Origin of the sequence: Bradyrhizobium sp. SZCCHNR1093 (assembly GCF_032381175.1) — a bacterium.
In the GTDB taxonomy this organism is placed as follows: Bacteria; Pseudomonadota; Alphaproteobacteria; order Rhizobiales; family Xanthobacteraceae; genus Bradyrhizobium.
In genome coordinates this window covers 328,888-355,301 of sequence record NZ_JAUHJJ010000006.1, presented here as the reverse complement: position 1 = coordinate 355,301, position 26,414 = coordinate 328,888, and the positions used below count along the sequence as shown (strand labels likewise).

Genomic DNA, 26,414 nt, shown 5'->3' with positions numbered 1-26,414 from the left:
ATGCCAAGATATGAGTACCCAGGTTATGGCCCATCTGGCGACGGCTGGTTGACCAAGCGCCCCGGCACCAAGGGGGGATATCACGGGGGTACGGACAATCCGGCCAAACCAAATACTCCCGTGTATGCCGAATACAGCGGCAAGATCTTCAGAAGTGGCGTGATCGCCGGCTATGGCCGAGCGGTTGTTGTCGAGTCGGTCGCGCCGGACGGAACGAAGTTTCGCGCTCTCTATGGCCATTTGGGGCCGGGAGACTTGCCGGAGCCTGGCACCCCGATTGCAGCAGGACAGCCAATCCCGGGCGCTGTGATCGGAACCAAGGACTATGTGCAGTCGATGGGCGGTTTGTCCACTGGCCCTCATCTGCATCGGGAGATCATCTCTGGAAACGTACGTCTCAAGGCCGACGGTCCGTTTGGGATATACTCAAGCGAGGTCGACCACAAAGCCGATCCTGATACGTTCGACATGAGCCATCCATTTTTTCCTTATGAGCAGCAAGGCCAGCAATCGGCGCCTCGGTCAAAGTCGGGGAACGATGTATCGAAGCGAGCGCCTGGAAGTGACAGAATTGTTATCTCGCCTCCTATCGCCCCGTCGGACTCTCTGCTCATGCCAGGCATGCCGATCCCCGGCGCAGAGGGGCCAACTTCCATCGGTGGTCCGGGTGGACCGCAGCCGGTTGTCCCGCCACGTTCGTCGTTGCCATCGACGCATTCGCGGGGATCGCGGAGAAATGGTGGCGTCCTAGGGCCACTCGATCTCGGTCTAGAGCCGCTGGCGGCAGCCAGCCTTCCTCTGCCTTGGGGGACGCCGCCGGCAGACCTTTCGCCTGTGCAACAGCAAGCCGCACGTTACTTCACCGCTCCGTTTTCGCCCGCCGGAGCAGAAGACGGCGGGCAGCCCATAGACGGGCGCGCGACCCTCTCGCCGGTAGGCAGTTCCGGAGAGATGTTGTCTGGAGCCCAGCCGGAGCAAACCTACCCGGTAAGGCGGCTGATAAGCCGTATTGCCCGACAGTGAGTGAATTTCATTTCTTGGATGTATCGGCCACTTCCGAACAAGCTCAACATGAAAGTCGGCAACGCTGGTGGCCAACGCATGTACCAGAGGCCGGTTGATCGGTTCAATCCAGGAGAACCGGTCGGAAGGACGGCATAGTCGGGGGCGCCGGTTGAAACGTCGATCCGCGTCGACAGCGGGGATGGATCACTGATGATGCAGGACTTGTTGACAACAATGCTACGTTCAATAGGAGGCTCGTCGCCGGTCATTTTAGCATGCGGATGCTGAATCTGTCTCGATTGGTCGTCCCCGTCCTTCTCCTTTTGTACCCTCACGATCTCGCGGCTCAGAACGTAACGCCGGATCCAGAAGCTTATCATCGCGCCGTCGATTATTGTCGTGGCGACGTGCCGCAGCCGACGGCGATAAGCCCTGACCGGACGATCGTCTGCTTCAGCGAGCAGACCGACCTCGATGTCGACGTGTCCACGGTCAATCCAAGATACCACGTCTTCTTCAAGACGAAGATCATCTATGAATCCTATCCCGAAAGCCAAGACGAGGTCGACGCGCTCGCCGCGCGGCATCGTCTCGGGCGGGTGATCCATGATCCGTGATCGGATCAGGCGGCTATCAACTGATCAACAAGAATACGGAAGCGCGGCCTCAAGCCTATCGTTGCTTACTTGTGGAGTCACGAAATGAAGGACCTGTTTGAGATTCCAAAGACGATGCCGTCGGTTCGTGGTTTGACTTTCATCGAAAATGGCCGGGCCATCAATGGGCTCGGAGAGATTCCAGCGATCAATCAATTTACGGACGGTGACAAGTCAGGGCTTCCATCGTGGTTTCCGTCCGCTCCGCTTGGCCGGCTGTCAGCCGGGCGCGATCCGTTTGGACCGATACCGCATGCGCCAAACAACCAGGGGCCGCCGACTAACATTGAGCCGCTGATGGTTCCCGATCAGCCGGGGCTTCCGCAATGGATGCCGTCCGGCCCGATGGCCGCTTCCAGCCGGACCCAAACCCTTCGGGCCGGTCCCCGACAGACCACGCATCGAGCGGCGGCCGATCGATGTAGATCCTCCGTCTCGTCCTCCCGAATGGATGTTCGGTCCACCTGAGCTTGCCGAAGCGCTGACACAGTCAGCTTTGCGTCATGCGGCAAGACATGGTGATGTGTTCAATTATCCTGATCCACGCTCGAAGGCCGTCGAGGCGCTCTCATCAGAACTCGCGGCACGTCGACAAGTCGTCCCTACGAGGCGACTTGTCAGTCGTCTGGCAAAGTAGCGCTGCTTGCGGGCAAGAAACGTGACGCCCAGGGACATCGTGAACGTATCGACGCGGGCAGCGCCGGAGTCCGATTTCGATTGAGCTCGCAACAATCGTCATTGACACGTCGGGCAAATCAACTCCATAAAGGCAACATCGCAAGACTTGCACGAGCCCGCGCCGGACACACCGTCGCGGGTTTTTTCGTGAGCCGTGACTTGGTCCGGCTCACGGCCAATGTGCCGTGCTGTTGGACGTCACCGCGCCAAACAAGGTGCGGTCGTGACAGGCGGTTCTGCCGACCCCGTTCATCACGGGCGCCACGGCATCGACGTCTCGCAGAAGCCGAACCGGGAGTGATCTCTCGCGCCATCGCGCCAGCGGGACCTGAAAGTGTCAGACCATCTCCAGATCTGCGCAGCGTCGATCGGCGCAACGCGCGGTCGTGACCTCCAAGCGGCGGCACGATCGCGGCGAACGCCGCGTGCCGTGCAAGCCAACATCAAGGATCATCGATGACCACACCCACGTCCACTTTCGTCACCTACCAGGCGGTCGGCAACCGCGAAGATCTCAGCGACATGATCTATCGCATCGATCCGGTCGACACGCCGTTCATGAGCGGCGTCGACAAGGAGAAGGCGACCGCCGTCAATCACGAATGGCAGACCCAGGCGCTGGCGCCCGCCGACGGCACCAATGCCCAGCTCGAAGGCGACGACCCCAACACCAATGTGACCACGCCGACCGTTCGTCTCGGCAACCAGTGCCAGATCTCCTACAAGGTCGCCCGCGTCTCCGGCACCCAGCAGGCGGTCGACCATGCCGGCCGCGACAACGAGCTCGCCTATCAGGAAATGCTGAAAGGCCTCGAGCTCAAGCGCGATCTCGAGACCATTCTTTGCGGTACCAACCAGGCCAAGCTGATCGGCAATACGACGACGCCGCGCAAGACGGCTTCGATCCTGTCATGGATCGTCTCCAACACGTCGAAGGGCAGCGCCGGCGGCGCGGCCGATCCGGCCGCGGCCGACGGCTCGGGCACGCGCACCGACGGCACTCAGATCGCCTTCACCGAGGCGCGCCTGAAGACGGTGCTGTCGTCGATCTGGATCAACGGCGGCAAGCCGGGCACGATCCTGACCGGCGCGTTCAACAAGCAGGTGTTCTCGACCTTCACTGGCCGCTCGACGGCGATCGAGGAGGCGAAGTCGAAGAAGATCGTGGCCTCCGTCGATGCCTATGAGTCCGATTTCGGCAAGCTCAAGGTAGTCGCCAGCCGCTTCCAGCGTGCGCGTGACGTGCTCGTGCTCGAGATGGACAAGTGGGCCGTGGCCTATCTCAACGGCCGCAACATGATCTCGATCCCGCTCGCCAAGACCGGCGATTCCGACCGGCGCCAGATCCTCGCCGAATACGCGTTGGTCGCGCGCAACGAGAAGGCCAGCGGCGGCATCTTCGACAACACCACCGCATAGCCCGATCTTTCATCACCCTGATCTGCAGGCGGCTCTCGGGCCGCCTGTTTCTTTTGGAGGTTCATTCATGCCGCTTCCCGACAATCGCCCACTGAACACGGCCGATCTGACGGCCTACACGCCTTCCTGCGGCGCGAATCCTGTCGCCGCCTATGTCCGCGCGCCGTTCCGCGGTCGGCTGCTCAAGGTGGCCGGTATCCTCGGCGGCGCCATCACCACGGCCGACGGCACCGTCACCGTCACGGTAAACGCCGCGCCGGTCGCAAGCTTCACTGTGCCGCAATCAGGCTCCGCGGCGGGGCAGCTGTTCTCAGTCGTTCCGGCCTCGCCGGTCTACCTCAACGAGGACGATGTCGTCGCACTGACACCCTCCGGCGCGTCGGGAACCTCAGTGCCGATGCATTTTTCGCTTGCAGTCAGGGGAGCCTGAGATGTCGTTCTTTCCCAAACAGCCATCATCCCGGATCGGCAGCACGCAGACCATCGCCTATGACGGCAGCGTCGGGGCCACCAACAAGTTCGGTCCGGGCACGTTCCAGCTTCGGCTCGCCGCGAGTTCGGCCTGCTGCTACCGGATCGGCGACGGCGCTCAGGCCGCGACCACGGCCGACGTCTTTCTCCCCGCCAACACGGTCGAATACGTCACCGTGACACCCGGACAGAACATCGCGGCCATCAAGGCCGCCAGCAACGGCCTGGTCACGGCGACGGCCGGCACGCTGTGGATCACGGAGCTGTCGTGATGGATGGGCTGACCATTCGCCCGCATCTCGATCGCGATGGCTCTGGTCTCGTGATCGAGCATCTCCAGGATGTCGCGCCCATCCTGGAGTGGAACAGCGAAGCGCGCCGCGACGAGCAGCACAGCGACTGGGGCCGCCACGTCGCGCGCATTCCGAACGTCATCTACGTCAAATGGCTGAACGAGGAATATGCCAGGGGCAACACCCGGCTTCGCCTGTTCACGTCCGAGTTCGACGCGATCGTGCAGACGAAGCTGAATGATCCGGATTGGGCCTATCTGCGCACCGACAAGCCTGCGCTGCAGAGCGGATGGAGGGCGAAGACGTCATGCCGCTGATCTCGAACTATTCATCGTTGCAGTCCGCAGTGACCGAATACCTGGCGCGCGACCAGGACACGACCTTGGTGGCTCGGATACCGAGCTTCATCCAGCTCGCCGAAGCCAAGTTCAACCGGCAGCTGTTCGTGCGGCAGATGGAACAGCGGGCGATTGCGGTCGTCGATCTCGGCGCCAGAGAGCCGGAGTTCATCGCGTTGCCGTCCGACTTTCAGTCGATGCGGCGGATACGGCTGACCAGCGTGCGCGGCCAGCCTGCGCTGGAGTTCAGGTCCGGAGTGCAACTCGACGAGTATCGCTCTCGTGTCTCGGACGTCGCGGGCCAGCCGCGTTACTTCTCGGTTTTCGGCGACCAGATCGAGCTCGCGCCGCGGCCTGACGCGGCCTACACGATCGAGATGGTCTACCGACGGACCATTCCGCCGCTGGCATCGAACGATTCAAACTGGCTGCTCACGCTGGCACCCGATCTCTATCTTTACGGCGCTCTCCTCGAGTCGGCGCCGTATCTCAAAGAGGACGGGCGGATTCAGACCTGGGGTCTCGGCTTCACCAGCGCTCTCGCCGATCTCAATGCTCTTGGCCTGACGTCGACCTTCAACGCCGGTCCGATGACGATGCGGCTCTCCGGCCAGGTCGTCTGAGACGCTGTCCAACACAGAGGATCACATGGCTGCCTTCAACAAATTCAATTGTTTCGTTCAGGATGTCGCACATGCCCTGCACGACATGCTCACCGGGACATCGCATGTCTACAGGATCTATCTCACCAGCACGGCGCCGGTCGCAACCAATACCGTCTACAACACGCCGGCCGACCTGGCGACGGGGAATGGCTACACGGCAGGTGGCGTCTCGATCGGCGCGATCACCGGCGGACAGACCTCCGGCACCTTCCGCTTCATCGGCGGCAGCGATCCGTCGTGGACCGCGGCCGGCGGCTCGATCGGGCCTTTTCAGTATGCCGTGCTCTACAACGCGACATCGGCGACCAAGCCACTGATCGGCTGGTGGGACTACGGCACCTCGATCACGCTTACCAACGGCAACACGTTCACGGTCGACCTCGACCAGGTGAACGGCATCCTGACGATCACCTGACATGGCAGCTTTTCTCGACATATGCAGGTTCCTGCCGGCCGCCGGCGGCACGACGGACTGGACCTATGCCGCGGCCGTCCAGGGCTATCAGGGCCCGGCCGCGGCCGGCGCGGTCAATGGCCGGCTCTACAAATACAGGGCCGAGAGTGCCGACCTGACGCAATGGGAAGTCGGCGAGGGCGCCTACACCTCGTCCACTGGCACACTGGCTCGGACGTCGATCCTGTTCACCTCGGCCGGCACGACAGCGAAGGTCAATTTTGCCGCCGCGCCGCAGGTCGCCATCGTCGCGCTGAAGGAGGATCTCGTTTCGATCGAGGAGGCGAACGCCTTCACCAGCACGCAGCAGGCGCAGGCGCGGAGCAATATCGCCGCGGCAGCAGCGCCCGGCAACTGGACGCGCACCGTCCTGGCTTCAGGATCCGGCACCTACAATCTCAAAGCCGGATGCAAGGCGCTGCTGGTCCGCATGGTCGGTGGCGGGGGCGGTGGGGGCGGCGGGGGCACGACGGGAGCCACATTTGGTGGTGTCGGCGGTGACACGACGTTCGGCTCGTCGTTCCTGACTGCCTCGGGAGGAGCAAACGGCGGCCCGTACGGCAACGCTTACGCGAGTGGTGGAGGCGCGGCGGGCGGTGACCTCAATATCAGAGGTGGTCACAGCACGCCGACCGATGGTGCGGGCGGTTCGACAGGCGCGGTGCTTCAAGGAAGGAATGGCGCTAACTCTGCATTCGGCGGCTGTGGAGCAGGCGGATGGATTGGCTCTGCAGGAAGTGCCGCGGCGACAAATAGCGGCAGCGGCGGCGGAGGAGGCGGAGGCACTGACGGCGGTTCGGGCGGGCGCGGTGCTGCCGGCGGCGGCGCCGGAGGATACGTGGAGAAGTACATTGCCGCTCCGGCCGCGACATACGCGTATTCGGTCGGCGCAGCGGGCAGCGGCGGTTCTGCGGGGGCGAACGGCACGACTGGCGGCGCCGGTGGCTCCGGCATCATCATCATCGACGAGTACTACTGATGTCACTGCTCGGATTCGACGCCGTCGGTAGTCTGGCGATCGCGCAACTCCCGCGCGGCTCCGCAACGAATACGATCTTCCTCGCGAGTCCGGCCGCCGTCACGCTTGCAGGTCGAGCAACCAGCTTCCAGTCTGCGCTCACTCAGATCACCGCGGCGCTCGTCTATGCCGGCGGCTCGGCGGTTGCGCGCATCGGTCTTCTCAGTGCGCAGAACGGCTGGCTGACGGCGGGCACTACGGTCCTGTATTCGTTCGGTGCTTTCGCCGCCCGCGGCGATTTCGTCGCGGCGGGGAACTCCATCGCGACGGTCGGCAAGATGCAGGCCGCGGGGCGGACTCATATCGTCAGCGGCCAATCATCGGCCTTCGTCGGCGCAATGACCGGCGACAAGTCCTCATATCAGCTCGTCGGATACGACGTCGGCTACGGTCGCGGCTTCGAGGCCTGGTATCCTCTCGGCACCGGGACAATCGGCTGGAGCGGCAGCAGCGCTCCTGAGCAGTCCTGGTCGCCGCAGCCAAGTATGGCCGACCATTGGCTGGGTGTCCCGCCATTGCCATTTTCGTGGAATGCGGTGTCTCCATCGACGCCGCCCTGGACGAGCGATTGATGTCCTCGTCGTGGCCATCATCTGTTCGAGCCTGATGCGCGCGGCCGTTTGAAGGCCCGGGCACCATCGACGTTGTCGATCTTTTCTGTTTCCTCTTGACCGCGGCGGAGGTCCGCCGGCGGCAATCGATGATTGGAGGTGACATGCCTCTTCTTGCCTTTGGCGAATATCGGCCCGACGTGAGCGACTACGAAGGTCAGGCTACCCGGAACATTCAGAACGTCGTGCCACGTGGCGACGGCTATGGCCCCTTTCCGTCCTTCTCGGCCTACACGTCCGCTCTGCCTGACCCGTGTCGCGGTGCCTTCTACGCCTTGAAATCGGACGGCACCGTCGTGACCTTCGCCGCGACCGCGACGAAGCTCTACCGCCTCAACAACACGGACTTCACCTGGCTGGATGTCTCGAGGGGCGGCGCCAGCTATTCGCAGCTCTCCGCGGCAGCGCAGTGGCAGTTCGCACAGACCGGTAATCTCGTGTTCGCCACGCAGGCGAATGCGCTGCTGCAGGTGTTCGATCTGACGTCGTCGACCGCGTTCGACAATGCCCTGGGCTCGCCGCCGCAGGCCGCCTATATCAGCGTGGTCGGACGCTTCCTGGTGCTCTCCGGCCTGCTGTCGACGCCCTATCGCATCCAATGGTCGGGTCTCAACAACTTCAATTCGGCGACGTCCTGGGATGGCCTCACGGCAGGGTCCGATCATCAGGACTTTCCGGACGGCGGCATCGTCCGCGGCGTTGCCGGCGGGGAAGCCGGGATCATCTTCCAGGATCAGGCGATCCGGCGCATGTCCTACGTCCCGGGATCGCCGATCATCTTCCAGATCGATCGCATCACCCAGGACAAGGGTCTCTATGCGCCGTACTCGATCATCCGTGCCGGCGAGCGGATCTTCTTCTATGCCGGCCAGGGCTTTCACAAGATCGAGCCCGGCGGCCTGCCGCAGCCGATCGGCCGCGAGAAGGTCGACCGCACATTCCTTGCCGATCTCGACAAGGGCAATCTGCAATTGCTGATCGGGGCGGCAGATCCGCGCTCGACGCGGGTGTTCTGGTCCTACAGGTCGATTTCCGGCGCGATCGGCACCTATGACAAGCTGTTGGGCTACGATTTCCTGCTCGACCGCTTCTTTTCGATCGCGGCAACCGGCGAATACCTGCTCGGCATGTCGCAGACGGGCCTCACGCTCGAGAATCTCGACAGCATCTCGTCGTCGATCGACGCGATGACCTTGAGCCTCGACGCCTACGCGACGGCCGTCCAGCCGGAGATCGCGCAGTTCTCCGCAAATCACGTGCTGGGCTTCTTCCGTGGCAACAATCTCGAGGCGACGATGGAGAGCGCCGAGCAGGGTACTGACGAGAACCGCATCATGATCCGCGGCTTTCGGCCGGTGACCGATGCGACGACGCTGTTCGGATCGGTCTCCTCGCGTGACAAGCCATCGGCTGCCGCTGTCGCGGGGACAGAGGTCTCGGTCAACACGCGGACGGGTCGCTGCGACCTTCGCAAGGACACGCGCTATGCCCGCTTCAAGGTCCGGATTCCGGCCGACGCGTCATGGAGCTTCTGTGCAGGCGTCGTGCCTGACCTCACCCCGAGCGGCACGCTATGACAGCCTACGTCCCCGGCATCACGGAAACCGATCTCAAGAAGATCATCCTGGCGCTGCAGCAGCTCGCCGCCGGGCGATCCAACGCTGTCGGCAGCGTCACCCTATTGCCGGGGGTCGCGACCACCGTGGTTGCCGACATGAACTGCTCTGCCGCGTCGACCCCGATTCTGACGGCGGCGAGCCCCGGCGCCGCGGTGGAGCTCGGCAACGGCACCATCCATGTCAGCGCCGTGACCAACGGATCGTTCACGCTCACGCACGCCAACAGCGCGGCGGCGCGGACGTTTCTCTATGCATTGCTCGGCTGAACTCGCCTGCGTCGATCCCGGTCAGGTTGGACTTATCTGGCCCAAGGTCGCGCCGCGGCTGCGGCGGGCGATCCTGCGGACCGGTCTGTCTGCCTTCGCCGATGTGGAGCGCGACGTTCTCGACGGCCGCGCGCTGTTGTGGCTGGCGCTGAGCCAGGAGGGCGACATAATCGCGATCGATGCGGTGGCCACGACACGGCTCGAACTGACGGACGCCGGCAAAGTGTGCGTCATCGTCGCCTGTGAGGGCAGGGGGCGATACCGTTGGCTCCCGCTGATCGGCGGCATCGAAACTTACGCGAAGACAGAAAGCTGTCGCGGCATGCGCATCTACGGCCGTAAAGGCTGGCTGCGCGCGCTCGCCGACTATCGGCACACGCATGTGATTATCCAGAAGGAGTTGAGGTGACAATCAGCGTTGATGGTCTCGATAGCGCTTTTCATACGCTGATCAGACAAGATGATCCTATCACGGATAAAATCAGCTCTGCCCCCGGCACGCGCAAAGGCGACCTTTGCACTTGACAGGATGTTCTTGATATGTTCCTTTTTAATTCAGAGGGCATGTTGCGTCCCCAAATTGCGCAGTTGCCGGACAAAACGCATGTTTTATCAGACAAGTGCAGATCGCACCAAAACAGCAAGAGTCTTAGCAGGCTTTGTGCAGTCGGGAGCAAAAGCCGCTCTCGTGGCGCTGGCACTCACGATGAGAATGGACTCGACTCGTGCCGAGCAGATTGACTTCAGCCCTTATCGCGCTGCTGCAGAATACTGCGCTCGCGAAGTCGCGGGTCCGCTGGCACTTTCGCCGGATCAGCGGATTCTTTGCTTTGACGGCCATCTCTATGCCCATCAGGATCTGTCGCTCGTCGACGAATTGCAAGTCGGCGGACTAGTCGTTATCCGCAGTTTTGGTGGTGACGACGTTGCAATGATGGAGCTTGCGGAGCGCCTACGTGGTCGGAATGCGACCGTCGTAGTTCGTAGCTACTGCTTGCTTGGGTGCGCCAGTTATATCGTGGTTGCCTCCGGGATGACGATTATACTGAAAGATGCGTTGGTTGCATGGGGACCTTTGGTGGTGGACGGATTCTGCTTAGGTCTTCGGAATGCACTCGACGAAGGTTTGCCACGCCTTGACATCGGCCCCTGTGGGAAACCGCTTCTGCGGACGCCAGGTCCAATCTATGAACTGAGGCTGGGATTCATGAGCGTACGGCGCGTCAATGATAATTTCGAGGAACCGCCGGAGAGTACATTTATCAGGAGAGCTCTAAGGAATATCGATTGGAAAAGGGCGACCGAGACAACTGGTCTGATGTGGACATGGCATCCTCGCTATCAACAAAGTTCAGTCAAGACCAAGATCGTTTACGAACGCTATCCCGATAGCCAGGAGGAAGTTGCGGCTCTTGCCGAGCGATTGCGGCTCCGTGCTCGAGTTGTTTACGATCCATGAGGGCTCTTTCCGAAATGTCAGCCGAGCTGTTCTGACACCCGAAAAAGCCTTGATAGTTGACGGCGCGCTGACGTGGCGCGCTTTTTTTTACCTCGGGGAATGAAGATATGGTGGGAAATCCAAGAGAGAAATCAAGTGATTGGCCAAATATAGTGCGTGAGGGGATCGAGCCAGAAGTATTGCGTGTGCCTGATTGGAGACGTTATCTTGATGGCAGAGATTATACCCGTCCTTTCCAGGGTATTCCGCTGCCAGGGTCGAGGACGCCAAGCTCGCCACCAAGATTGCCCTCCTGGTTCGAAGATCCATCACAGCCGGGCCTGCCGCCATCGTTGAAATATCCGGCACCCGGCAATCCTAGCCCGGGTTTTCCTCCTATTCCGGCACCAGTTCCCGCACCGTCACCCATCCCTGGAAGGCCGATCCGCGACTGGCTGTTTGATTATCTGCTCGGAAACAATCTTCTGGACCAACGGCCATTTCAGCAGACCTCACAGTCGGCATTGAGAAAAGATGCCAGTCGCACCGGACTTGATCCGGACATGAGACTTGCTGCCGCACAGCAGGCCGATCAGGGTCATCCGACCCGGGCATCGCAAACGGGTTCAAGCGAAGAACCATCGAAGCCGCAGAAGCGCTTGAGATCGCGCGTTGAGTAACGTTGATCTGCACGAGGACGACTGAACTCTCCGTGTGCCGCTGCCTCCTCCGGACGGATCGCAGACTTGCTCACGGCGACGCCTTGTTCGAGGACTGCGATCTTGCAGTTGCGCCAACTCTTAGCATTGTCAAATCAAGGAACGTGCCCAATGGGCGGACAATCATCCAGCACCCAGACTCAACAATCCCAGACGCAGCCGTGGCAGCCGGCGCAGCCGATGTTGCAGAACATCCTGTCTCAGGTCGGCAACGGCCTGAACAATACCGTGCTGACCAGCGCCGAGACCGGCGCGCTCGATACGCTCAAGCAGAATGCGGCGTTGGGCAATCCCTATGCCGGCGGTATCGGGGCCTATGCGCAGTCGCTGCTCAATGGCGGCAACGCACAGGCGCAGGCGCCGGCTGCCCAGGCCAATCTGCAGACGTTGCAGGGCCAGCTGACGCCCTACGCCAATGGCAGCATGATCGGCAACAATCCTGCGCTGGCGGCGCAACTGGCGCAGCTCCAGAACGACGTCGGCACCTCCATCAACGGCCAGTTCGCGGCCGCCGGACGCGATTTCAGCGGCGCCAACCAGATGGCGTATGGCCGCGGCGTGGCGGCGGCGGAAGCGCCTGTGATCGCGGCCCAGTACAATCAGGACGTCCAGAACCAGCTGAGCGCGGCCAATGCGCTGTACGGCGCCGGCAACACGACGGCCAACATGCTGGGCGGCATGCAGCAGCAGTACCTCGCCAACCAGGGGCAGGGGCTGACGGCGTCACAGGCCGCGCTCGATGCGCAGAATTATGGCGCCAATGCCACGTTGGCGGAGGAGGCGCAGCGTCGCGGCATCCCGGTGCAGGCGCTCGGACTGCTGGCGCAGATCGGAACGCCGATCGCACAGCTCGGTCAGCAGACCAACGGCACCATGACGGGAACACAGGAGATGTCCGGTGCCGACCAGTTTGCGAAGATCGCCGGCGGCATCGGCAGTCTTCTCCAGCCGTTCAGCGGCGCGTTCGGCAAGAAGTAGTTCGGTGCAGCGTCTCGAGGGAGCGGTCGTGAATGTCAGATGAATCAGAGCATCTCGTGACGGGTGCAGCATTCGAGCTGGAGAATGCCGGCTATCGGCCGATGCCGGATCCGGAGGAGCGGCCGGAGCGCGAGGCGCTCGGCGGCGACGTTGCGTCGCTGCGCGACGCTGCCGAGCAGCGCACCGATCCCCGTCCGCCGGTGATGGTCCGGGAGTATGTCGACGAAGCCGGCAACCTGGTCGATCGCGGCGAGTCGGTCACGCTCGAACGCGCGGCGCGTGATCACGCGCGCGTCCGGGCCGCTGAGGTGGGTGAGGCATCTCGCGGGACGCCGGATTCCGATTCGAGCGACCACTTGGGTTCGCCGGCAAATGGTGAGCCCGACGGTTTCGAGTCGGCTTCGGGCGAAGCCGAGTCCACTGCCGAGACCGGCTCGACGCAGCACGATGCTTCGTCGCGGCTTGCGCCGGAGTTGGAGAAAGCCCTGCAGCATCCGCAGGTGCTGCAGGCGATCGAGGAGAAGATCGGCGAAGCAGAGCAGGCCCGCCAATCCTACCGAGAAGGCCTGGCATCGGCCGTCCAGATTGCCCAGGCGAGCTTCCTCAGCCAGTTTCCTGAATTTGCCGGCATGCCTGCCGGGCAAGTCCCCGCCGCGCTCGAACGGATGTCGCGCGAGGATCCCGGAAGGTTCGGGCGCATCCAGGCGGCTGTCGCGATGTCGGATCAGTTGCTGGCACAGCAGGCCGAGGCGCAGCGCCAGCACGCCGAAGTGGCTCAGCGGAGCTTCCAGTCCTTCGCGCAGGAGCAGGACGACCGGCTCGAGGGCCTGCTGAAGAGCGAGCCGCGCGCCGTGCGCCAGGCCGTTGCCGCAGAGATCGTGGCGTCGGCAAAGGAGAGCGGGATTCCGGCGTCCGAACTCAACCGGCTGTTCCAGACCGAGCCGTTGATGCGCCACGCCACGTTCCAGCGGATGATGTACGATGCGGCGCGATATCGCCTGATGATGCGGGCAAAGGACGCTGCGGTGACGAAGGCTGTCCCGCCCGTGGTGCGGCCGGGGGTCTCAGTCTCGTCGGGGGAGCGGGGACGGACGGATCTGCGGGCGCTCAACGCCCGCCTGACATCGTCGGGTGATCTGAAGGACGCGGTCGCCCTCTATCAGGCCCGCATGTCCAGGCGGCCGTGAGGCCGGTCGATGACAAACCCCGTTCTGGCTGCGCTTGCCGAGGCGCGCAGGCAGCGCGCTCCGCTGTTCGCACGCTGGTGTGAGCGGGAGCACGAGACGTTCTGCCCGGCCTCGCCGGCGGCGGTCGCCCGCTTCGCCCGCGAGCACGCCGGCATGGGTGCCGAGCAGGTCTGGGAGGCGATTCTCGACATCTCCAGAACTCACGCCTCGTTGGGGCTGGCTGATCCCACAGCGGCAGAGCCGGTCGCGATCGTCCTCGACGACATCGCGAACCTATCGCCCCCGCAATCCTGGCCGGGTCCCTGGAAGGAGCGCTTCAGGCTTTTGCCGCACGATCTGAAGCGCTTCATCGCGGACCACGAGACGAGGCGCGAGAAGAGCTTGAGACGCACGCAGCACGCCCTCGCGCATGCAAACAAGATACTCGCACGGCTCCGATCCGCGGAGCGTACGATGAAGGAGGATCAGACCGATGAAGCAGAATCGCAGCAATCCGACCATCGAAGACAGGATTCAGGAGCTTCGGGGTGAGATCGAGCGCGTCGTGCAGACTCGTGTCGACGCGATCGCAAGAGAGAGCCCCGGAGTGCCCAAGGGGGTGATCCGCAATCTGCTGATCGCCAGGACGCCGTCCTGTGCCTGCGAGCAATATTTGACGCTTCGGCGAGAAACTTAGCCATGCACGCGTGATCGATCATCGGGCACGAGCCACGATGCCGCCCGCATCGACGAGCCAGAACCAGGTCCCCGGCAGCCCCGCGTGGCTGCCATTTTCATGTGAGGAGCAGAATGACACTCTATCGATGGTCGCAGACCGCCTCGGCCGATGCCACGGCCGATCCGACGATCAACTGGTCCGAAGGACAGGTCCCGTCGAGCATCAACGATTCCGCTCGGGCCATGATGGCTGCGACCGCAAAATATCGCGACGACATCGCGGGGGCGATCGCGACGAGCGGTACGAGCACCGCCTACGCCGTGATCAGCAACCAGCAGTTCGACACGTTCTCGCATCTCAACGGCCAGATCATCGCGTTTACGCCGCACGTCACCAATGGCGCACCGGTGACGCTCAACGTCGATTCTCTGGGCCCGAAGCCATTGCGCAGCGCGCCCAATGCGGACCTACCAGCTGGAACGATGGTCCAGGGCACGCCCTATGTAGCGGTCTATAACAATAACGATGGGGCATTTTATCTGCACGGATTCTACGGCAATCCGTACTGTATTCCGATCGCCGGGGGTATCGACTATTGGGCGCCGACTGCGCCGAACAGTTCGTTCGCATTTCCGTTCGGCCAGGCGATCAGCCGGACAGCCTATGCCCCGCTGTTCGCCTTGGTCGGCACCACCTATGGGGTGGGGGACGGAACGACCACGTTCAATCTGCCTGACCTTCGCGGGCGCGTGACTGCGCGCCCCGACAATATGGGCGGCACGACAGCGAACAGGCTTGTAGCCGGCGCGTTGGCAAGTGTGCGGCATAGCGTCGGTGGAGCGGGTGGCGAGGACGCGCATACCCTAACGGTCAACGAAATGCCATCGCACGCCCATGCTGGTACTACCGGTAACGATACGCCGGACCACACTCACAGCTACAACGTTGCGAATGTCTCTGCCAACCAGCTCGGAGGAGGAAGTTTTCCCGCGGCGACAAGTACCGGCGGGTCCTCGACGGGCGGCGCAAGTAGTCGCCATGTGCATCCGTTCACGACAGATGCATCCGGTGGCGGCGGCGTACACAACAACGTTCAGCCAACCATCCTTTGCAACTACATTATGCGTATCATCTGAACGACGGCGCAAATGACCGCGACTGCCATCCGAAATCTGCGGTTGCCTCGGAGGAATCGAAGGCCAAGTCCTTGACCATGCGCTTGCCCATGGCCGGGGTAACGCCAGGATAAAGCGGCCGCGCGATAGCGAAGGCCGCATTCCACGCCAACGGAGGCAACGACACGAAGCGTCGGCGCATCGCGAGCGCGTCAAAGATGCGGCCTACCATTTCCCGATATGTGATCGTCTCGCCTGTTGTTGAATAGGCGCGGTTCGCTGCTGCGGGGCTGATTGCAGCGGCTATAGCGCCGCGTCCGAGGTCCTCGGCGTGCACCGGTTGGCGCAGGCCGTTCCCGCGCCCATAGAGCGGCATGAAACGCAGTTTGCGGACGATGCGCGCAATCTGCGTCACGTTCTGGTCGCGGCCTTCGCTGTAGATCAGGCTGGGCCGCAGTATGGTCCACTCCACACCGGCCCTCTCGCATGCGCGCATGATGCGGTCTTCCGCAGCTCGAAGACTCGTCATGTCTGCGCGCTCGCGCGCATCCTCGGAGTGCAACTTGGAGAAAACACTCGTTGACGTGATGACAACGATGCGACGCGGTTTACGCCGGAGCACTTCAGGCATAACCGTTGAAAACGCTACGGGGCTTGTGGCGCAAAAAATGACTTCCGCTTCGGGAAGGTTGATCGTTTCCCGGCGCCCAAGGTCAGCAACTACCCATCCTGGTCTCGGTTGCCGCGAAACGCAAATAGCCCCGGGTAAGCCTTGGGCGATGCGGCTTCCGACCATCCCACCCGCCCCGAAAATCAAACTTGCCACAGTTGTCAGTCCGAACGGTCTAAATCTGTAAGTGAATAGGAGACCACACTTAGGCACCGTTTGCAATATCTGGAGACGTCTTGCGATTTATTCCCGTATTCCGGTCATTTCTCAATGCCGCGCTGCGCCTCCGGGAGTCTGCGACCAGCAACGTCCCTGAGGATATTTCATCAGGGCGCGCGATGAAGACGAGGCACAAGCTTGCTATCGGAGCCGCCGCGGTGATTGCGGTGGCCGTGCCTCTCACGGGCCGGCCAGTTTTTGGGGGCGAGCGAGTGACCGACAACGAGGCAATCGAGCGGCAATACAGTCGCGCAAGTTCTGAACTGAGTAAGACGCACGCTGCCAGCCATGGCGGCTTTTTTGTTTGGAGTCATGATGGACCTGAAACGGCTCACGAACGCCAACGGCCGACGCTGGGCGCAGGCGAGGCTCACCCGATCGTTTGATCTGGCCGCCGGGCGCTTGATGGCCGCAAGATCGCGCTATCAGGCCGTGACCAAGCGTACCGGCGTCCCCTGGCCGATCATCGCCGTCATCCACGAGCGCGAATCGTCGCAGAGCTGGGCCCGGTCGCTGGCGCAGGGGGATCCCTGGGACCGAGTGTCCGTCCACGTGCCTGCGGGACGAGGACCGTTCGCCTCGTGGGAGGACGCCGCAGTCGACGCGCTCGTCAATTGCGCGCCGCATGCGGCGCGGTGGCGGGACTGGTCGATTGGCGGCGCGTTGACGCTTCTCGAGCAGTATAATGGGCTGGGCTACGCGCGCCGGGGCGTGCCGTCTCCCTATGTCTGGGCCGGGACCGATCAATATCGTGCCGGCAAGTATGTCCGTGACGGAGTCTACGATCCCCAGGCGGTCGACCGGCAGCCGGGTTGCGCCGGGCTGCTCAAGACCATGATGCAGATCGATGCGACCATCAGCTTCCCGACCGGCCTTGTGGAGACGGAGCGGCCGCCCGACACCTGGCCTCCGGCGCCGACTCCCGCATCCATCAGGCATCCGGCAAAGGGCTCCATTGGGGCCCTTTTTGCTGCCCTGGTGAAACGCCTTCTGGGCAATCGCTGACCGGCGCAGCCTCGTGCTCCTGGCCGGCGTACCGACGGACGGTCGATCTCGGCCAAGACACAACGATCTGCGGGGCACCGAGCGCGGCTCGCGAGAGCCGGCGGCGCGTCTGCGCAATTTTTTGGAAAGGATTCATCATGTGGACGAAAGTCAAGGCTGCGTGTCGTCATTCGCTGACGATCGCCTGGGGTTACGTGCTGGCGGTCGTCGGGTTTCTGCTGTCGATCGTCGACAACGTCAGCGACGCTCTCGGGGACACAAGCCTGAAGGATCAGATCAGCGCCGCCGTCGGCGATACCCGTGCCGTCGGCCGGATCTTTCTCGCGATCTCGCTGATCACGATTCTCGCACGGCTGCGCTCGCTCAAGAGGGCATCGTGACATGTGGATGAGCATTCTGGGCTTTCTGGGCGGGCCCGTGATCAAGGGGCTGATCGACGCCTACCAGGCGAAGCTGAGGGCGGGCAACGCGGATGCAAAGATCGCGGCAGACCTCGCGGCGACGGAGATCGCCGCGCAGGTCTCGGAAAGCGACGCGCAGCTTCGGCTGCGTGCGGCGGAAATCGGCTGCTGGTACGAGCCGGACAAGCTCATCGGCTACTGCGTCTCGATCTACTTTGCCAAGCTGCTGGTGTGGGACAAAGTGCTCGGGCTCGGCTCGACGGATCCGCTCGCGGGCTTCGCGTCGACGACCGCGAATCTCGTCATCTCCTTCTATTTTGCCAAGCGCGGCTTCGAAAATGTAGCGAGGATCATCAGGCGATGAACATCAGCCATGACGAAATCACGGCCGTCGTCGCCGAGACCCTGGCCAAGCAGAGCCAGCTTCAGCGCGACGAGATCGATGCCGTCGTGATGAGAGCGATCGCGACCATTCTCACCTCGTTCGGCATCGAGGAGGAGGATCGGAAGGAGCTGAGAGCCGATTTCCAGCACCTGCGGCGCTGGCGCAAGAGCGTGGAGCAGGCCCAGAGCTATACGTTCAAGGCCGTCATCACGGTCATCGCGACCGGTCTGATCGGTGCGATCTGGCTCGGCATCAAAGTCGTGCTCGGAAGGTGATGCCGTGCCAGCCTGGATCTCGCGGCGAGGCCGCCGCTTCCGCATCAGAGAGGTCGACGCTTGCGAGCCTGACGTCCTCGACACCTTGAAGGAGCTCCATGCGCGCACATTCCTCGATTGCGCACCTCTGCCCGATTTCGAGAGCGGACAATGGTGGATATCGACCGAGCTCGGACGGCCCGTCGCCTTTGCCGGAATGATGCCGTCATCCCTCGGCAAGGGCATAGCCTATCTTTCGAGGGTTGGCGTTCTTCAAGAGCGGTGTGGTTACGGCCTGCAGCGACGGCTGATGCGTGTGATCGAGCAGCGCGCGCGTCGCTCGGGCCTGGATTGCATCGTTTCGGATACGACTTGCAACATCGTCTCCGCGAACAATTTCATTCGGTGCGGATATGTGCTGTTCCAACCGGTCCGGCCCTGGGCCTGGGTGAACTCGCTCTATTGGCGCAAGATGATCGGGTGGTGAGCTGTCGATCGATGCCTTATGCAGATTGCATTGCGCTGCAGCAGAATTGGGCCAGCTCGACAGCTCCGACCCGGGCTTTTTTTGCGGCTGCCGTTGAGCTAACCATGCATTGTCGGACGTTGGAGACAATGCCACGCCGGGCAGTCAATGGAAGATCGCTTCAGACGATCAAAGCAGCGGGAAGGACTCTGGGATGCCGGCTGAGGTCACCCTGCCAGAGCGTGCGCCACGGCCGCCTGACGCGCCAACCGCGCTGGCTGGTATGTTGGTGATCGATTTCACGCGTGTCGTCGCAGGGCCGGCGTGCACACAGACGCTGGCCGATTTCGGCGCCGAGGTGATCAAGATCGAGCAGCCGCTCACGGGAGACGATACCCGCGCATACGAGCACGCCGAGCTCGGCGGAGAGAGCGCAGCGTTCCTCAGTCTCAATCGGAACAAGCGCGGCATGGTGTTGGATCTCACGATACCGCAGGCCAGAGACGTCGCGCGTGCGCTGATCGCCAAGGCCGACATCGTCGTGGAGAATTTCTCGTCGTCCGTCATGGAGAGGTTCGGGCTGGACTATCAGACACTGTCCAGCACCAATCCCGGGCTGATCTATTGCTCGATCTCGGCCTACGGACGCTCTGGTCCATTTGCGTGGCGATCAGGGTTCGATCCAATCACCCAGGCGGAAAGCGGGTTCATGTCCCTCAACGGTTTCGCCGATGGTCCGCCGGTGCGGACCGGTCCTCCGATCGTTGATCTGGCCACCGGCATGTCCGCCTGCAATGCCATCCTATTGGCACTCGCCGCCCGGCAGCGGCTCGGTCGCGGGCAGCACGTCGAGGTGGCGCTGTTTGACATCGCCTTGGCGATGACCGGCTTCTCCGGAATGGCGTATTTGATGAACGGCGTGAACCCCACGCGGACGGGCAATTCGCCGAACGACTCTCCGACGGTCGGCGTCTTTGAAGCGTCAGATGGTCCGCTCTACATCGCATGTGCCAACGATCGGCTCTACCGCCGGCTGGCTACGGAGGTGCTTGGTCGTCCGGATCTCCTGAGCGATCCCCGCTTCGCCACGCGAAGGGCGAGATGGGTCAACCGTACGCAACTGCGCGGCCTCATCGCCGACATCCTCGCCACGGAACGGATGGATGTCTGGACCTCTCGGATGAACCAGGCTGGAGTTCCGGTTGGACACGTTCGTACGGTCGAGCAGGCGTTCAACGCGGCCGAGGTCCGGATGCGCGGCCGCACCTGTCGTATTCCGCACCCCACCGCAGGCTCGATACCCAACATCGAGCCGGCAATCGCCATGAAGCTCACGCCGACCGTCGAGCCGACGGCGGCGCCGCGGCTCGGTGAGCACACGGCCGCGATCCTGCGCCACAGGCTTGGGCACACTGAGCAGGAGATCGAAGCCCTGCGTCGGGCGGGGGCGTTCGGACGCAACAATCCGGGAGCTTAAGGCATCGTCACTGGTGCCGGACACGAGGCAGGAAGAGCGGCAGCGTCCTCAGCAGCCATCAGCCGGCTTTGGCCATCTCGTCGTCTTCCGGTGAGTTCAGGTACATGCCCGACATGGTGTCAACCCAGCACAGATGATCATGCACCTTCTTGACACCAGAGATGTTCTCGGTGGCAACAATTGCCGCCTGCCGCGAGCGCTCTTCGGTAATGACGCCGCTCAGATGAACGATGCCGTCCTTGACGATGACGGACAATCCGAACGGGCACCAGTCGTTCTTCTCGAGAGCGTCGATCACACGGTTGCGGATGTGATCGTCATCCGCCGTCGGATCCGGGACCTGCCGCCCGAGCGCGGCGACCGCTTGCAGCAGGTTCGCCCGTGACACGATGCCGATGACCCGGTCTCCCTTGACCACGGGCAACCGCTTCACGTGGTTCTTTTCCATCAGTTCCACGATCTCCGCCAGCGCGGCGTCTTCGGTGATCGTCAGGGGAGACTTGGTCATTACCTCTGACACTTTGCGACCATGCTCGTGGACGAAGTCGGCGGCCGACTTCCCGGGCCCGAGAATGAAGCGCAGCCAACGGCCGCGCTTACGCCCTGTGCCGATCTCGGATCGGCGGATGAAATCGCCTTCCGAGACGACGCCCACGAGTTTTCCGTCGGAATCGACCACGGGAAGGCCGCTGACGTGCCGTTGAAGCATGATATTTGCCGCATCCACGATGGAAGTGTCAGGGGTGACGGTGATGACGGGACGGGTCATGATCTGGTGGGCGCGCATGGCGAACTCCAATGTCAAAGGCTAAGAAAACGTAATCCGCCGCCACGGTCTTGAATTGACGCAGGTCAAAGGAGGTGCCGCCGCGTCATTGACGCAGCTCAAGGTCCTGGCATTGAATTGCAGCTATAAGGCATCTTGATCTAGCGAGAGGAGAAGTGCCCATGTCCGAGTTCTCCGGGACCAAGGTCCTGGCCGACGAAACGGCCGAACTGTCCGAACGTGTCGCTCTCTCCAACAAGCACGCACTCGAGCTGCTCGTTGGTTCCCAGCAGATCGTCATGGAGGAGGTTCTGTTTGCCAGCAACGAAGTGCTGGATCGCGCGCGTACGGAGACGCATCTGCTGGCCGAGTTCGTGTCGAAGCTGGCTGGCGTGCATTCCGTGAAGGGAATCCAGGCGATGGTCCAGGAATGTGGACGGCATCAGATTGATTTCGTCAGGCGGGATTGCGATCGACTCTTCAAGCACGGGCAGCGCCTGATTGATGCTAGCGTGAATCTCATGGGGCAACGGTGGCGAAACTGAAGAGTGCGGGGGCGTCGCGTCCCGATCGACGGGAACGCGAGGGAACGACCGTTAACGACCGGAGCAGTGCCGTTGTCTCTGCAGAGACCTCTTTGAAGCCGGAGGGTGCGCTCGCCGCACCCGACGCAAAGTTGCTCTCCCGAGAAGCCGACGCGGCCTCCGGGGAGCTTCGACGCGAGGATCACGAGCTGGACAGGGCCTTCAGCGCGATGCTGGCTCGGCTCACCGGTGGAATTTCCCCGGCCGCTCTATCAATGGCGTATCTGGATTGGGCTTGTCATCTGGCCGCTGCACCTCAGCGTCAGATCGAAATCGTCCGAGATGCCTGGCACGGCGCTAAGCAGGTCGCGGAACGGTCATTGCGGTTTGCAGACCCGAATCGCAGTCCTTGGGACCTGATCAAGCCGCAGGCCAACGATCATCGCTTTTCCAAGCCGCAATGGGCGACGCACCCGTTCAACTTGTTCGCCCAGGCGTTCCTGCTCGGGGAAGATTGGTGGCACAAGGCGACGACCGGCATTCGTGGTGTCGACCCTGCCAACGAAGCCGTCGTCGACTTTTCAATTCGTCAACTGCTCGACATCTTCGCGCCATCGAACTTTGCAGCGACCAACCCGGAAGTGTTGGAGAAGACGTTTCAAAGCGGTGGCGAGAACCTGATCTTCGGCTGGCAGAACTGGCTCGCCGATCTCATGCAGGTGATGCAGCCGGGGAAGATACCGATCAATGGCGAGTTCGTCGTCGGCAAGACCGTCGCGGCCGCGCCGGGCAAGGTTGTGCTTCGCAATCAGTTGATTGAGCTGATTCAATACGCGCCGACGACCGAGAAGGTGAGACCAGAGCCGGTCCTGATCGTACCGGCTTGGATCATGAAATATTACATCCTGGATCTGTCGCCGCACAATTCGCTGGTCCGATACCTGACCGACCAGGGCTTTTCGGTTTTCATGATCTCCTGGCGAAACCCCAGAGCGGAAGACCGGGATCTTGCGTTTGACGACTACCGCTCGCTGGGCGTCATGGCTGCCCTGGACATGATCGGAAGGATCATTCCGAATACGCTGGTCCATGCCGCAGGCTATTGTCTCGGGGGAACGCTTCTTTCGATCACGGCGGCAGCCATGGCACGCGATGGCGACCAGCGCCTGAAGACAATCACGCTGTTTGCGGCCCAGACCGATTTCACGGAAGCGGGAGAGCTGACGCTCTTCATCAATGAAAGCCAGGTCGCCTTTCTGGAAGACATGATGTGGGAGCGTGGATATCTCGACACCACCCAGATGGCGGGCGCATTTCAATTGCTGCGCTCCAACGATCTGATCTGGTCTCGTGTCTCGCGCGACTATCTTCTCGGCGAGCGCGCAAATCCGAGCGACTTGATGGCATGGAACGCAGATGCGACGCGGCTGCCGTATCGGATGCACTCCGAATATCTGCGCAAGCTGTTCCTGAACAACGATCTCGCCGAGGGGCGGTATCAGGTCGAGGGGAAGCCTGTTTCGCTCTCGGATATCCACACGCCGATGTTCGTCGTCGGGACGCTGCGTGATCACGTTGCGCCTTGGAAATCGACGTACAAGGTCCATTACGAGGTTGATGCTGACGTCACTTTCGTGCTCGCGAGCGGCGGCCACAATGCCGGCATCGTATCGCCGCCGGGCGAGCAGGGGCGCTCCCATCAGATGCGGACCAAGGCTGCCGACGCTCCTTATCTCGGGCCGGACGAGTGGCAGGGCACATCGCCAAAGCTGGAGGGATCGTGGTGGCCGGCCTGGACAGCGTGGCTCGGACAGCAGTCGGGAGCGCCGGGTGTGCCGCCGCAACTCGGGACAGATCGTTCGAATGATCTCGGAGACGCGCCGGGCGACTACGTGCACACGTGATCGCCGCATGTTGCGGCCAAGGAGCACCATCCCGTCGGACTTAGGCGCTGGTCCGGAGCAATGAAAGGCTTCGGTCCAATGTCGTCTCAGCCGTGCCTGACGCATCGACCTGGAGCCAATCGAGACCGCCGATATCGTAGTGTTCCTGATCCTCGGCAACCCCGACCGTTGCATCGGACGCATCGGCGACTCGATGGTGAATTCGCTCCTGCCGGCTGCGCAAATCTGTGACGAGGAAGAGGCCGGCAAAGGGCGCCTTCAGCCGCTTCGCGAGATCATGGATCTCCTGTCGTTCATCCGGACGTGCAAACACGGCGTCGACGATCACCGTGAAACCTTGTGAGAGCACGCGGCCGGCCTGCGCCGTCAACTCTCGATAGACCCGAGAACTCGATTCCGGCGTATAGGCCGCAGCTGGGAGGCGTTCGGTTTCCTTCACGCCAGACAGTTGCTTGCGCAGCACGTCGCTGCGCAACACGATTGCTCCCGGTGGAGGCACCAAGAGAGGAGCGAGAGCCCGGGCGAGCGCAGATTTTCCCGTTCCCGACAGGCCTCCGACCGCGATCATCCTCGGCTCTGCCGGCCGGATCAGGCTGCGTGCAAGTTGAAAGTAGCTCTCTGCGGTCTCGATCGTTGCGGAGCGATCTGCGTCCGAGTGTTCGGCATCACCGCGGTCGCGCCTTGCAACAAAGACTTGTGCACGGATGGCGGCCCGGATCGCCATGAACAGAGGCAGAGCAGCCAATCCTCCGGTCTGGTCGGGCACTGCGGTCGAGAGGTAGCGGTTCAAGAGACGGTTGGCGGCGACCGGCTGCTCGAAGTGCAAGAGGTCCATCAGTGGAAAGGCGAGATCGTAGAGGACGTCGATCGTGGCGATCCGGTCGTCGAACTCGATGGCGTCGAACAGCACCGGCTTGTCGTCAATGAGGACGATGTTGGCCAGATGGAGGTCGCCATGGCAGCGTTTCACGTGCCCCTCATTTGCACGTTGCTCGAGCAGGGGGCGGAGACGTGCGAAGGCCGAGTGGCAAAGGACGCGGAGTTCTTCGACCTCCGTTTCGCCAAATCGCGAGACTGTCCGAAAGCTGGCGACGAATGCGTCGATCCAAATCGGAATGGACTCCGTCCACCCATTGGAGGAGCTCCGAACGGCGACTGCATGCGACGCTGCGATCGTCTCTGCCAGACGCTCGCCCAATCCGGCGTCCAGCTGCTGGCGGCGAGAAAGATGATCAAGCGTCTGGCTGTCATCGAAGCGACGCATCTCGACGGCATATTCGACCGGAGCGCCCGATCCATCGACATCGAATGATCCGTCAGGCGCCTTGGTGATGGCGACGACACGCAGATAGATGTCCGGAGCAAACGGGTGATTGATCTCGATTTCCTTTGCGCACGCGGCCTTGCGCTGATCGAGAGTCGAATAGTCCAAAAATGGCAGCCGAACGGCGCGCTTAATCTTCAGGGCGCGGTCACCGATCAGAAACACGGAAGCCGCGTGCGTGTCGATCCGGCGGACACCTGGATGTCGGGTGGTATTGCCCAAGAAGGAGAAGACCAGTTCCTGATCGGATGGTGATGCCATGGGCGGTGTTGCCACGTTCACTTCAAAAGTCCGGGATAAGCACCGCCGCGCCGACGACGTCACCCCGCCTCAGGCGGGCCAGAACGTCATTTGCGTCGGACAGCGGATAGGGCGTCGTATGGGTCCGTATTTGAGCCTGCTGCGCGACCCGCAGGAAATCGAGACCGTCTTGTCGCGTCAGGTTGGCGACAGACACGACCTGGCGTTCTCCCCAGAGGAGGGAATACGGGAACGTCGGAATGTCGCTCATATGAATACCTGCGCAGACCACCCGGCCACCCTTCCGAACAGCCCGCAGAGCGGCCGGAACAAGCTCGCCAGCCGGCGCGTAGATGATGGCCGCGTCCAGAGCAAGATCGGGACGCTGGCCCGCCGCTCCGGCCCATGTGGCGCCAAGTTGGCGCGCGAAATCCTGCGCAGCTTGGTCGTGCTCGCGGGTGAACGCATAGATCTGGCGCCCCTGCCAGCGGGCCACCTGGGCAACGATGTGACCGGCCGCGCCGAATCCGTAGATGCCAAGCCTCTCGGCTTTCCCTGCCATGACCAGAGACCGCCAGCCGATCAGGCCGGCGCACAGCAACGGAGCGATGGCAATGTCATCCTCCAAACCGTCGAGCGGGAATGCGAAATTTGCGTCCACGACGGCGTGGGTTGCATAGCCGCCGTTGCGTGTGTAGCCGGTAAACGTGGGCTGGTCGCAGAGATTTTCCATACCTCGTGCGCAGAACATGCAATGGCCGCACGTATGCCCCAGCCATGGAATTCCGACGCGCGCGCCGAGCTTGTGCGTCGTCACACCAGGACCAATCTGGTCGACATGACCGACGATCTCGTGTCCGGGGACGATCGGATACCGAATGTCGGGAAGCTCACCGTCGTACACATGCAGGTCAGTGCGACACACGCCGCATGCCCTGACCTTGACGCGGATCTCACCGGGACCAGGATCGGGGTCCGCGAGCGTCTCGGGCTGCAGCGGCGCTCCAGGCTTTCGCAGAACCATCGCTCGCATCGGAGAGCCTCCCGGACGAAGTTGCAGGGTAATAAGATAATCAGCCCGGCAATCGTTTGATGCTCATCAAGGACTTGGTACGAATACTGCGGCCTACCGAGCAGAGCCTGCAGGTGCAGTCAGGGAACGGAGCGGTATCGCCTCCGTGACTATGCTGG

The 26,414-nt window shown here is 62.3% G+C and carries 31 protein-coding genes; 27 read left to right on the top strand and 4 right to left on the bottom strand.

The genetic code is table 11. The annotated features are described in order from the left end of the window. The 19 genes from QX070_RS33055 (at position 1) to QX070_RS21520 (ending at position 15,609) form a co-directional block, all read left to right on the top strand. On the top strand, positions 1 to 1,023 hold the full coding sequence (locus QX070_RS33055) for a M23 family metallopeptidase (protein WP_409999179.1): 1,023 nt from the start codon (positions 1 to 3) through the stop codon (positions 1,021 to 1,023). Between the two features lie 257 nt (positions 1,024 to 1,280). Next, complete coding sequence (locus tag QX070_RS21605; RefSeq protein ID WP_315739073.1) at positions 1,281 to 1,622, top strand: hypothetical protein; 342 nt, start codon at positions 1,281 to 1,283, stop codon at positions 1,620 to 1,622. Between the two features lie 84 nt (positions 1,623 to 1,706). Then, positions 1,707 to 2,129 (top strand): hypothetical protein, encoded by a 423-nt coding sequence (locus QX070_RS21600; protein ID WP_315739072.1) that lies wholly within the window; start codon positions 1,707 to 1,709, stop codon positions 2,127 to 2,129. Between the two features lie 666 nt (positions 2,130 to 2,795). Next, positions 2,796 to 3,758: a DUF5309 domain-containing protein gene (locus QX070_RS21595; protein ID WP_315739071.1), complete on the top strand. Its 963-nt coding sequence runs from the start codon at positions 2,796 to 2,798 to the stop codon at positions 3,756 to 3,758. A 67-nt stretch (positions 3,759 to 3,825) separates the two neighbouring features. Continuing rightward, positions 3,826 to 4,188 carry a hypothetical protein gene (locus QX070_RS21590; RefSeq protein WP_315739069.1) on the top strand — a complete coding sequence of 121 codons (363 nt, stop codon included), beginning with the start codon at positions 3,826 to 3,828 and terminating at the stop codon, positions 4,186 to 4,188. Between the two features lies 1 nt (position 4,189). Next, on the top strand, positions 4,190 to 4,501 hold the full coding sequence (locus QX070_RS21585) for a hypothetical protein (protein WP_315739068.1): 312 nt from the start codon (positions 4,190 to 4,192) through the stop codon (positions 4,499 to 4,501). Next, positions 4,501 to 4,839 carry a hypothetical protein gene (locus tag QX070_RS21580; protein ID WP_315739067.1) on the top strand — a complete coding sequence of 113 codons (339 nt, stop codon included), beginning with the start codon at positions 4,501 to 4,503 and terminating at the stop codon, positions 4,837 to 4,839. The genes QX070_RS21585 and QX070_RS21580 overlap by 1 nt, the downstream gene beginning before the upstream one ends. Next, positions 4,830 to 5,483: a hypothetical protein gene (locus QX070_RS21575; RefSeq protein WP_315739066.1), complete on the top strand. Its 654-nt coding sequence runs from the start codon at positions 4,830 to 4,832 to the stop codon at positions 5,481 to 5,483. Before QX070_RS21580 ends, QX070_RS21575 begins: the two co-directional genes overlap by 10 nt. Positions 5,484 to 5,508: 25 nt before the next feature. Beyond that, the gene (locus QX070_RS21570; RefSeq protein ID WP_315739065.1) at positions 5,509 to 5,940 is read left to right on the top strand and encodes a hypothetical protein; all 432 of its coding nucleotides are present in this window, start codon (positions 5,509 to 5,511) and stop codon (positions 5,938 to 5,940) included. A gap of 1 nt (position 5,941) precedes the next feature. Beyond that, a complete protein-coding gene (locus QX070_RS21565; RefSeq protein ID WP_315739064.1) occupies positions 5,942 to 6,958 on the top strand; it encodes a hypothetical protein in 1,017 nt (338 codons plus the stop codon). After that, positions 6,958 to 7,569: a hypothetical protein gene (locus tag QX070_RS21560; RefSeq protein WP_315739062.1), complete on the top strand. Its 612-nt coding sequence runs from the start codon at positions 6,958 to 6,960 to the stop codon at positions 7,567 to 7,569. Before QX070_RS21565 ends, QX070_RS21560 begins: the two co-directional genes overlap by 1 nt. A 143-nt stretch (positions 7,570 to 7,712) precedes the next feature. Continuing rightward, on the top strand, positions 7,713 to 9,185 hold the full coding sequence (locus QX070_RS21555) for a hypothetical protein (RefSeq protein ID WP_315739061.1): 1,473 nt from the start codon (positions 7,713 to 7,715) through the stop codon (positions 9,183 to 9,185). Further along, the gene (locus QX070_RS21550) at positions 9,182 to 9,493 is read left to right on the top strand and encodes a hypothetical protein (RefSeq protein ID WP_315739060.1); all 312 of its coding nucleotides are present in this window, start codon (positions 9,182 to 9,184) and stop codon (positions 9,491 to 9,493) included. Before QX070_RS21555 ends, QX070_RS21550 begins: the two co-directional genes overlap by 4 nt. Continuing rightward, positions 9,477 to 9,902: a hypothetical protein gene (locus tag QX070_RS21545; RefSeq protein WP_315739059.1), complete on the top strand. Its 426-nt coding sequence runs from the start codon at positions 9,477 to 9,479 to the stop codon at positions 9,900 to 9,902. The genes QX070_RS21550 and QX070_RS21545 overlap by 17 nt, the downstream gene beginning before the upstream one ends. 195 nt (positions 9,903 to 10,097) lie before the next feature. Further along, the gene (locus tag QX070_RS21540; protein WP_315739058.1) at positions 10,098 to 10,952 is read left to right on the top strand and encodes a hypothetical protein; all 855 of its coding nucleotides are present in this window, start codon (positions 10,098 to 10,100) and stop codon (positions 10,950 to 10,952) included. 809 nt (positions 10,953 to 11,761) lie between these two features. Beyond that, entirely contained in the window at positions 11,762 to 12,628 is an 867-nt protein-coding gene (locus QX070_RS21535; protein ID WP_315739057.1) for a tail fiber domain-containing protein, read from the top strand. A 101-nt stretch (positions 12,629 to 12,729) separates the two neighbouring features. Further along, a complete protein-coding gene (locus tag QX070_RS21530) occupies positions 12,730 to 13,815 on the top strand; it encodes a hypothetical protein (RefSeq protein ID WP_315739056.1) in 1,086 nt (361 codons plus the stop codon). Positions 13,816 to 13,824: 9 nt separating this feature from the next. Continuing rightward, the gene (locus tag QX070_RS21525; protein WP_315739055.1) at positions 13,825 to 14,346 is read left to right on the top strand and encodes a hypothetical protein; all 522 of its coding nucleotides are present in this window, start codon (positions 13,825 to 13,827) and stop codon (positions 14,344 to 14,346) included. 258 nt (positions 14,347 to 14,604) lie between these two features. Further along, positions 14,605 to 15,609 (top strand): phage tail protein, encoded by a 1,005-nt coding sequence (locus tag QX070_RS21520; RefSeq protein WP_315739054.1) that lies wholly within the window; start codon positions 14,605 to 14,607, stop codon positions 15,607 to 15,609. On the opposite strand, the gene QX070_RS21515 is transcribed toward QX070_RS21520, so the two are convergent. Then, complete coding sequence (locus QX070_RS21515) at positions 15,602 to 16,219, bottom strand: NAD-dependent epimerase/dehydratase family protein (protein ID WP_315739052.1); 618 nt, start codon at positions 16,217 to 16,219, stop codon at positions 15,602 to 15,604. The two genes, QX070_RS21520 and QX070_RS21515, sit on opposite strands and share 8 nt — an antisense overlap. A gap of 573 nt (positions 16,220 to 16,792) precedes the next feature. Between QX070_RS21515 and QX070_RS21510 the strand changes: the two genes are divergently transcribed. The 6 genes from QX070_RS21510 (at position 16,793) to QX070_RS21485 (ending at position 20,465) form a co-directional block, all read left to right on the top strand. Next, positions 16,793 to 17,482, top strand: coding sequence for a hypothetical protein (locus QX070_RS21510; protein ID WP_315739051.1), 690 nt, complete (start codon positions 16,793 to 16,795; stop codon positions 17,480 to 17,482). 137 nt (positions 17,483 to 17,619) lie between these two features. Next, positions 17,620 to 17,862, top strand: coding sequence for a hypothetical protein (locus QX070_RS21505; RefSeq protein ID WP_315739050.1), 243 nt, complete (start codon positions 17,620 to 17,622; stop codon positions 17,860 to 17,862). Between the two features lies 1 nt (position 17,863). Beyond that, positions 17,864 to 18,247, top strand: a complete 384-nt coding sequence (locus QX070_RS21500) for a hypothetical protein (protein WP_315739049.1) — start codon at positions 17,864 to 17,866, stop codon at positions 18,245 to 18,247. Beyond that, a complete protein-coding gene (locus QX070_RS21495; protein ID WP_315739047.1) occupies positions 18,244 to 18,543 on the top strand; it encodes a hypothetical protein in 300 nt (99 codons plus the stop codon). The genes QX070_RS21500 and QX070_RS21495 overlap by 4 nt, the downstream gene beginning before the upstream one ends. Positions 18,544 to 18,547: 4 nt before the next feature. After that, positions 18,548 to 19,009, top strand: a complete 462-nt coding sequence (locus QX070_RS21490; RefSeq protein WP_315739046.1) for a GNAT family N-acetyltransferase — start codon at positions 18,548 to 18,550, stop codon at positions 19,007 to 19,009. A gap of 193 nt (positions 19,010 to 19,202) precedes the next feature. After that, positions 19,203 to 20,465 (top strand): CoA transferase, encoded by a 1,263-nt coding sequence (locus QX070_RS21485; protein ID WP_315739045.1) that lies wholly within the window; start codon positions 19,203 to 19,205, stop codon positions 20,463 to 20,465. Positions 20,466 to 20,523: 58 nt separating this feature from the next. On the opposite strand, the gene QX070_RS21480 is transcribed toward QX070_RS21485, so the two are convergent. Further along, positions 20,524 to 21,252: a CBS domain-containing protein gene (locus QX070_RS21480; protein WP_315739044.1), complete on the bottom strand. Its 729-nt coding sequence runs from the start codon at positions 21,250 to 21,252 to the stop codon at positions 20,524 to 20,526. Positions 21,253 to 21,413: 161 nt separating this feature from the next. On the opposite strand from QX070_RS21480, the gene QX070_RS21475 reads away from it, so the two are divergent. Both QX070_RS21475 and QX070_RS21470 read left to right on the top strand, forming a co-directional pair. After that, on the top strand, positions 21,414 to 21,776 hold the full coding sequence (locus QX070_RS21475; RefSeq protein WP_315739043.1) for a hypothetical protein: 363 nt from the start codon (positions 21,414 to 21,416) through the stop codon (positions 21,774 to 21,776). A 209-nt stretch (positions 21,777 to 21,985) separates the two neighbouring features. After that, positions 21,986 to 23,659 (top strand): PHA/PHB synthase family protein, encoded by a 1,674-nt coding sequence (locus QX070_RS21470; protein WP_409998855.1) that lies wholly within the window; start codon positions 21,986 to 21,988, stop codon positions 23,657 to 23,659. A gap of 40 nt (positions 23,660 to 23,699) precedes the next feature. Here the strand turns inward: QX070_RS21470 and QX070_RS21465 are convergent, their stop codons facing one another. Together QX070_RS21465 and QX070_RS21460 are read right to left on the bottom strand one after the other, a co-directional pair. Continuing rightward, positions 23,700 to 25,244, bottom strand: coding sequence for an AAA family ATPase (locus QX070_RS21465; RefSeq protein WP_315739042.1), 1,545 nt, complete (start codon positions 25,242 to 25,244; stop codon positions 23,700 to 23,702). Between the two features lie 22 nt (positions 25,245 to 25,266). Continuing rightward, positions 25,267 to 26,256 carry a zinc-dependent alcohol dehydrogenase family protein gene (locus tag QX070_RS21460; protein WP_315739041.1) on the bottom strand — a complete coding sequence of 330 codons (990 nt, stop codon included), beginning with the start codon at positions 26,254 to 26,256 and terminating at the stop codon, positions 25,267 to 25,269. Between the last annotated feature and the right edge of the window lie 158 nt (positions 26,257 to 26,414).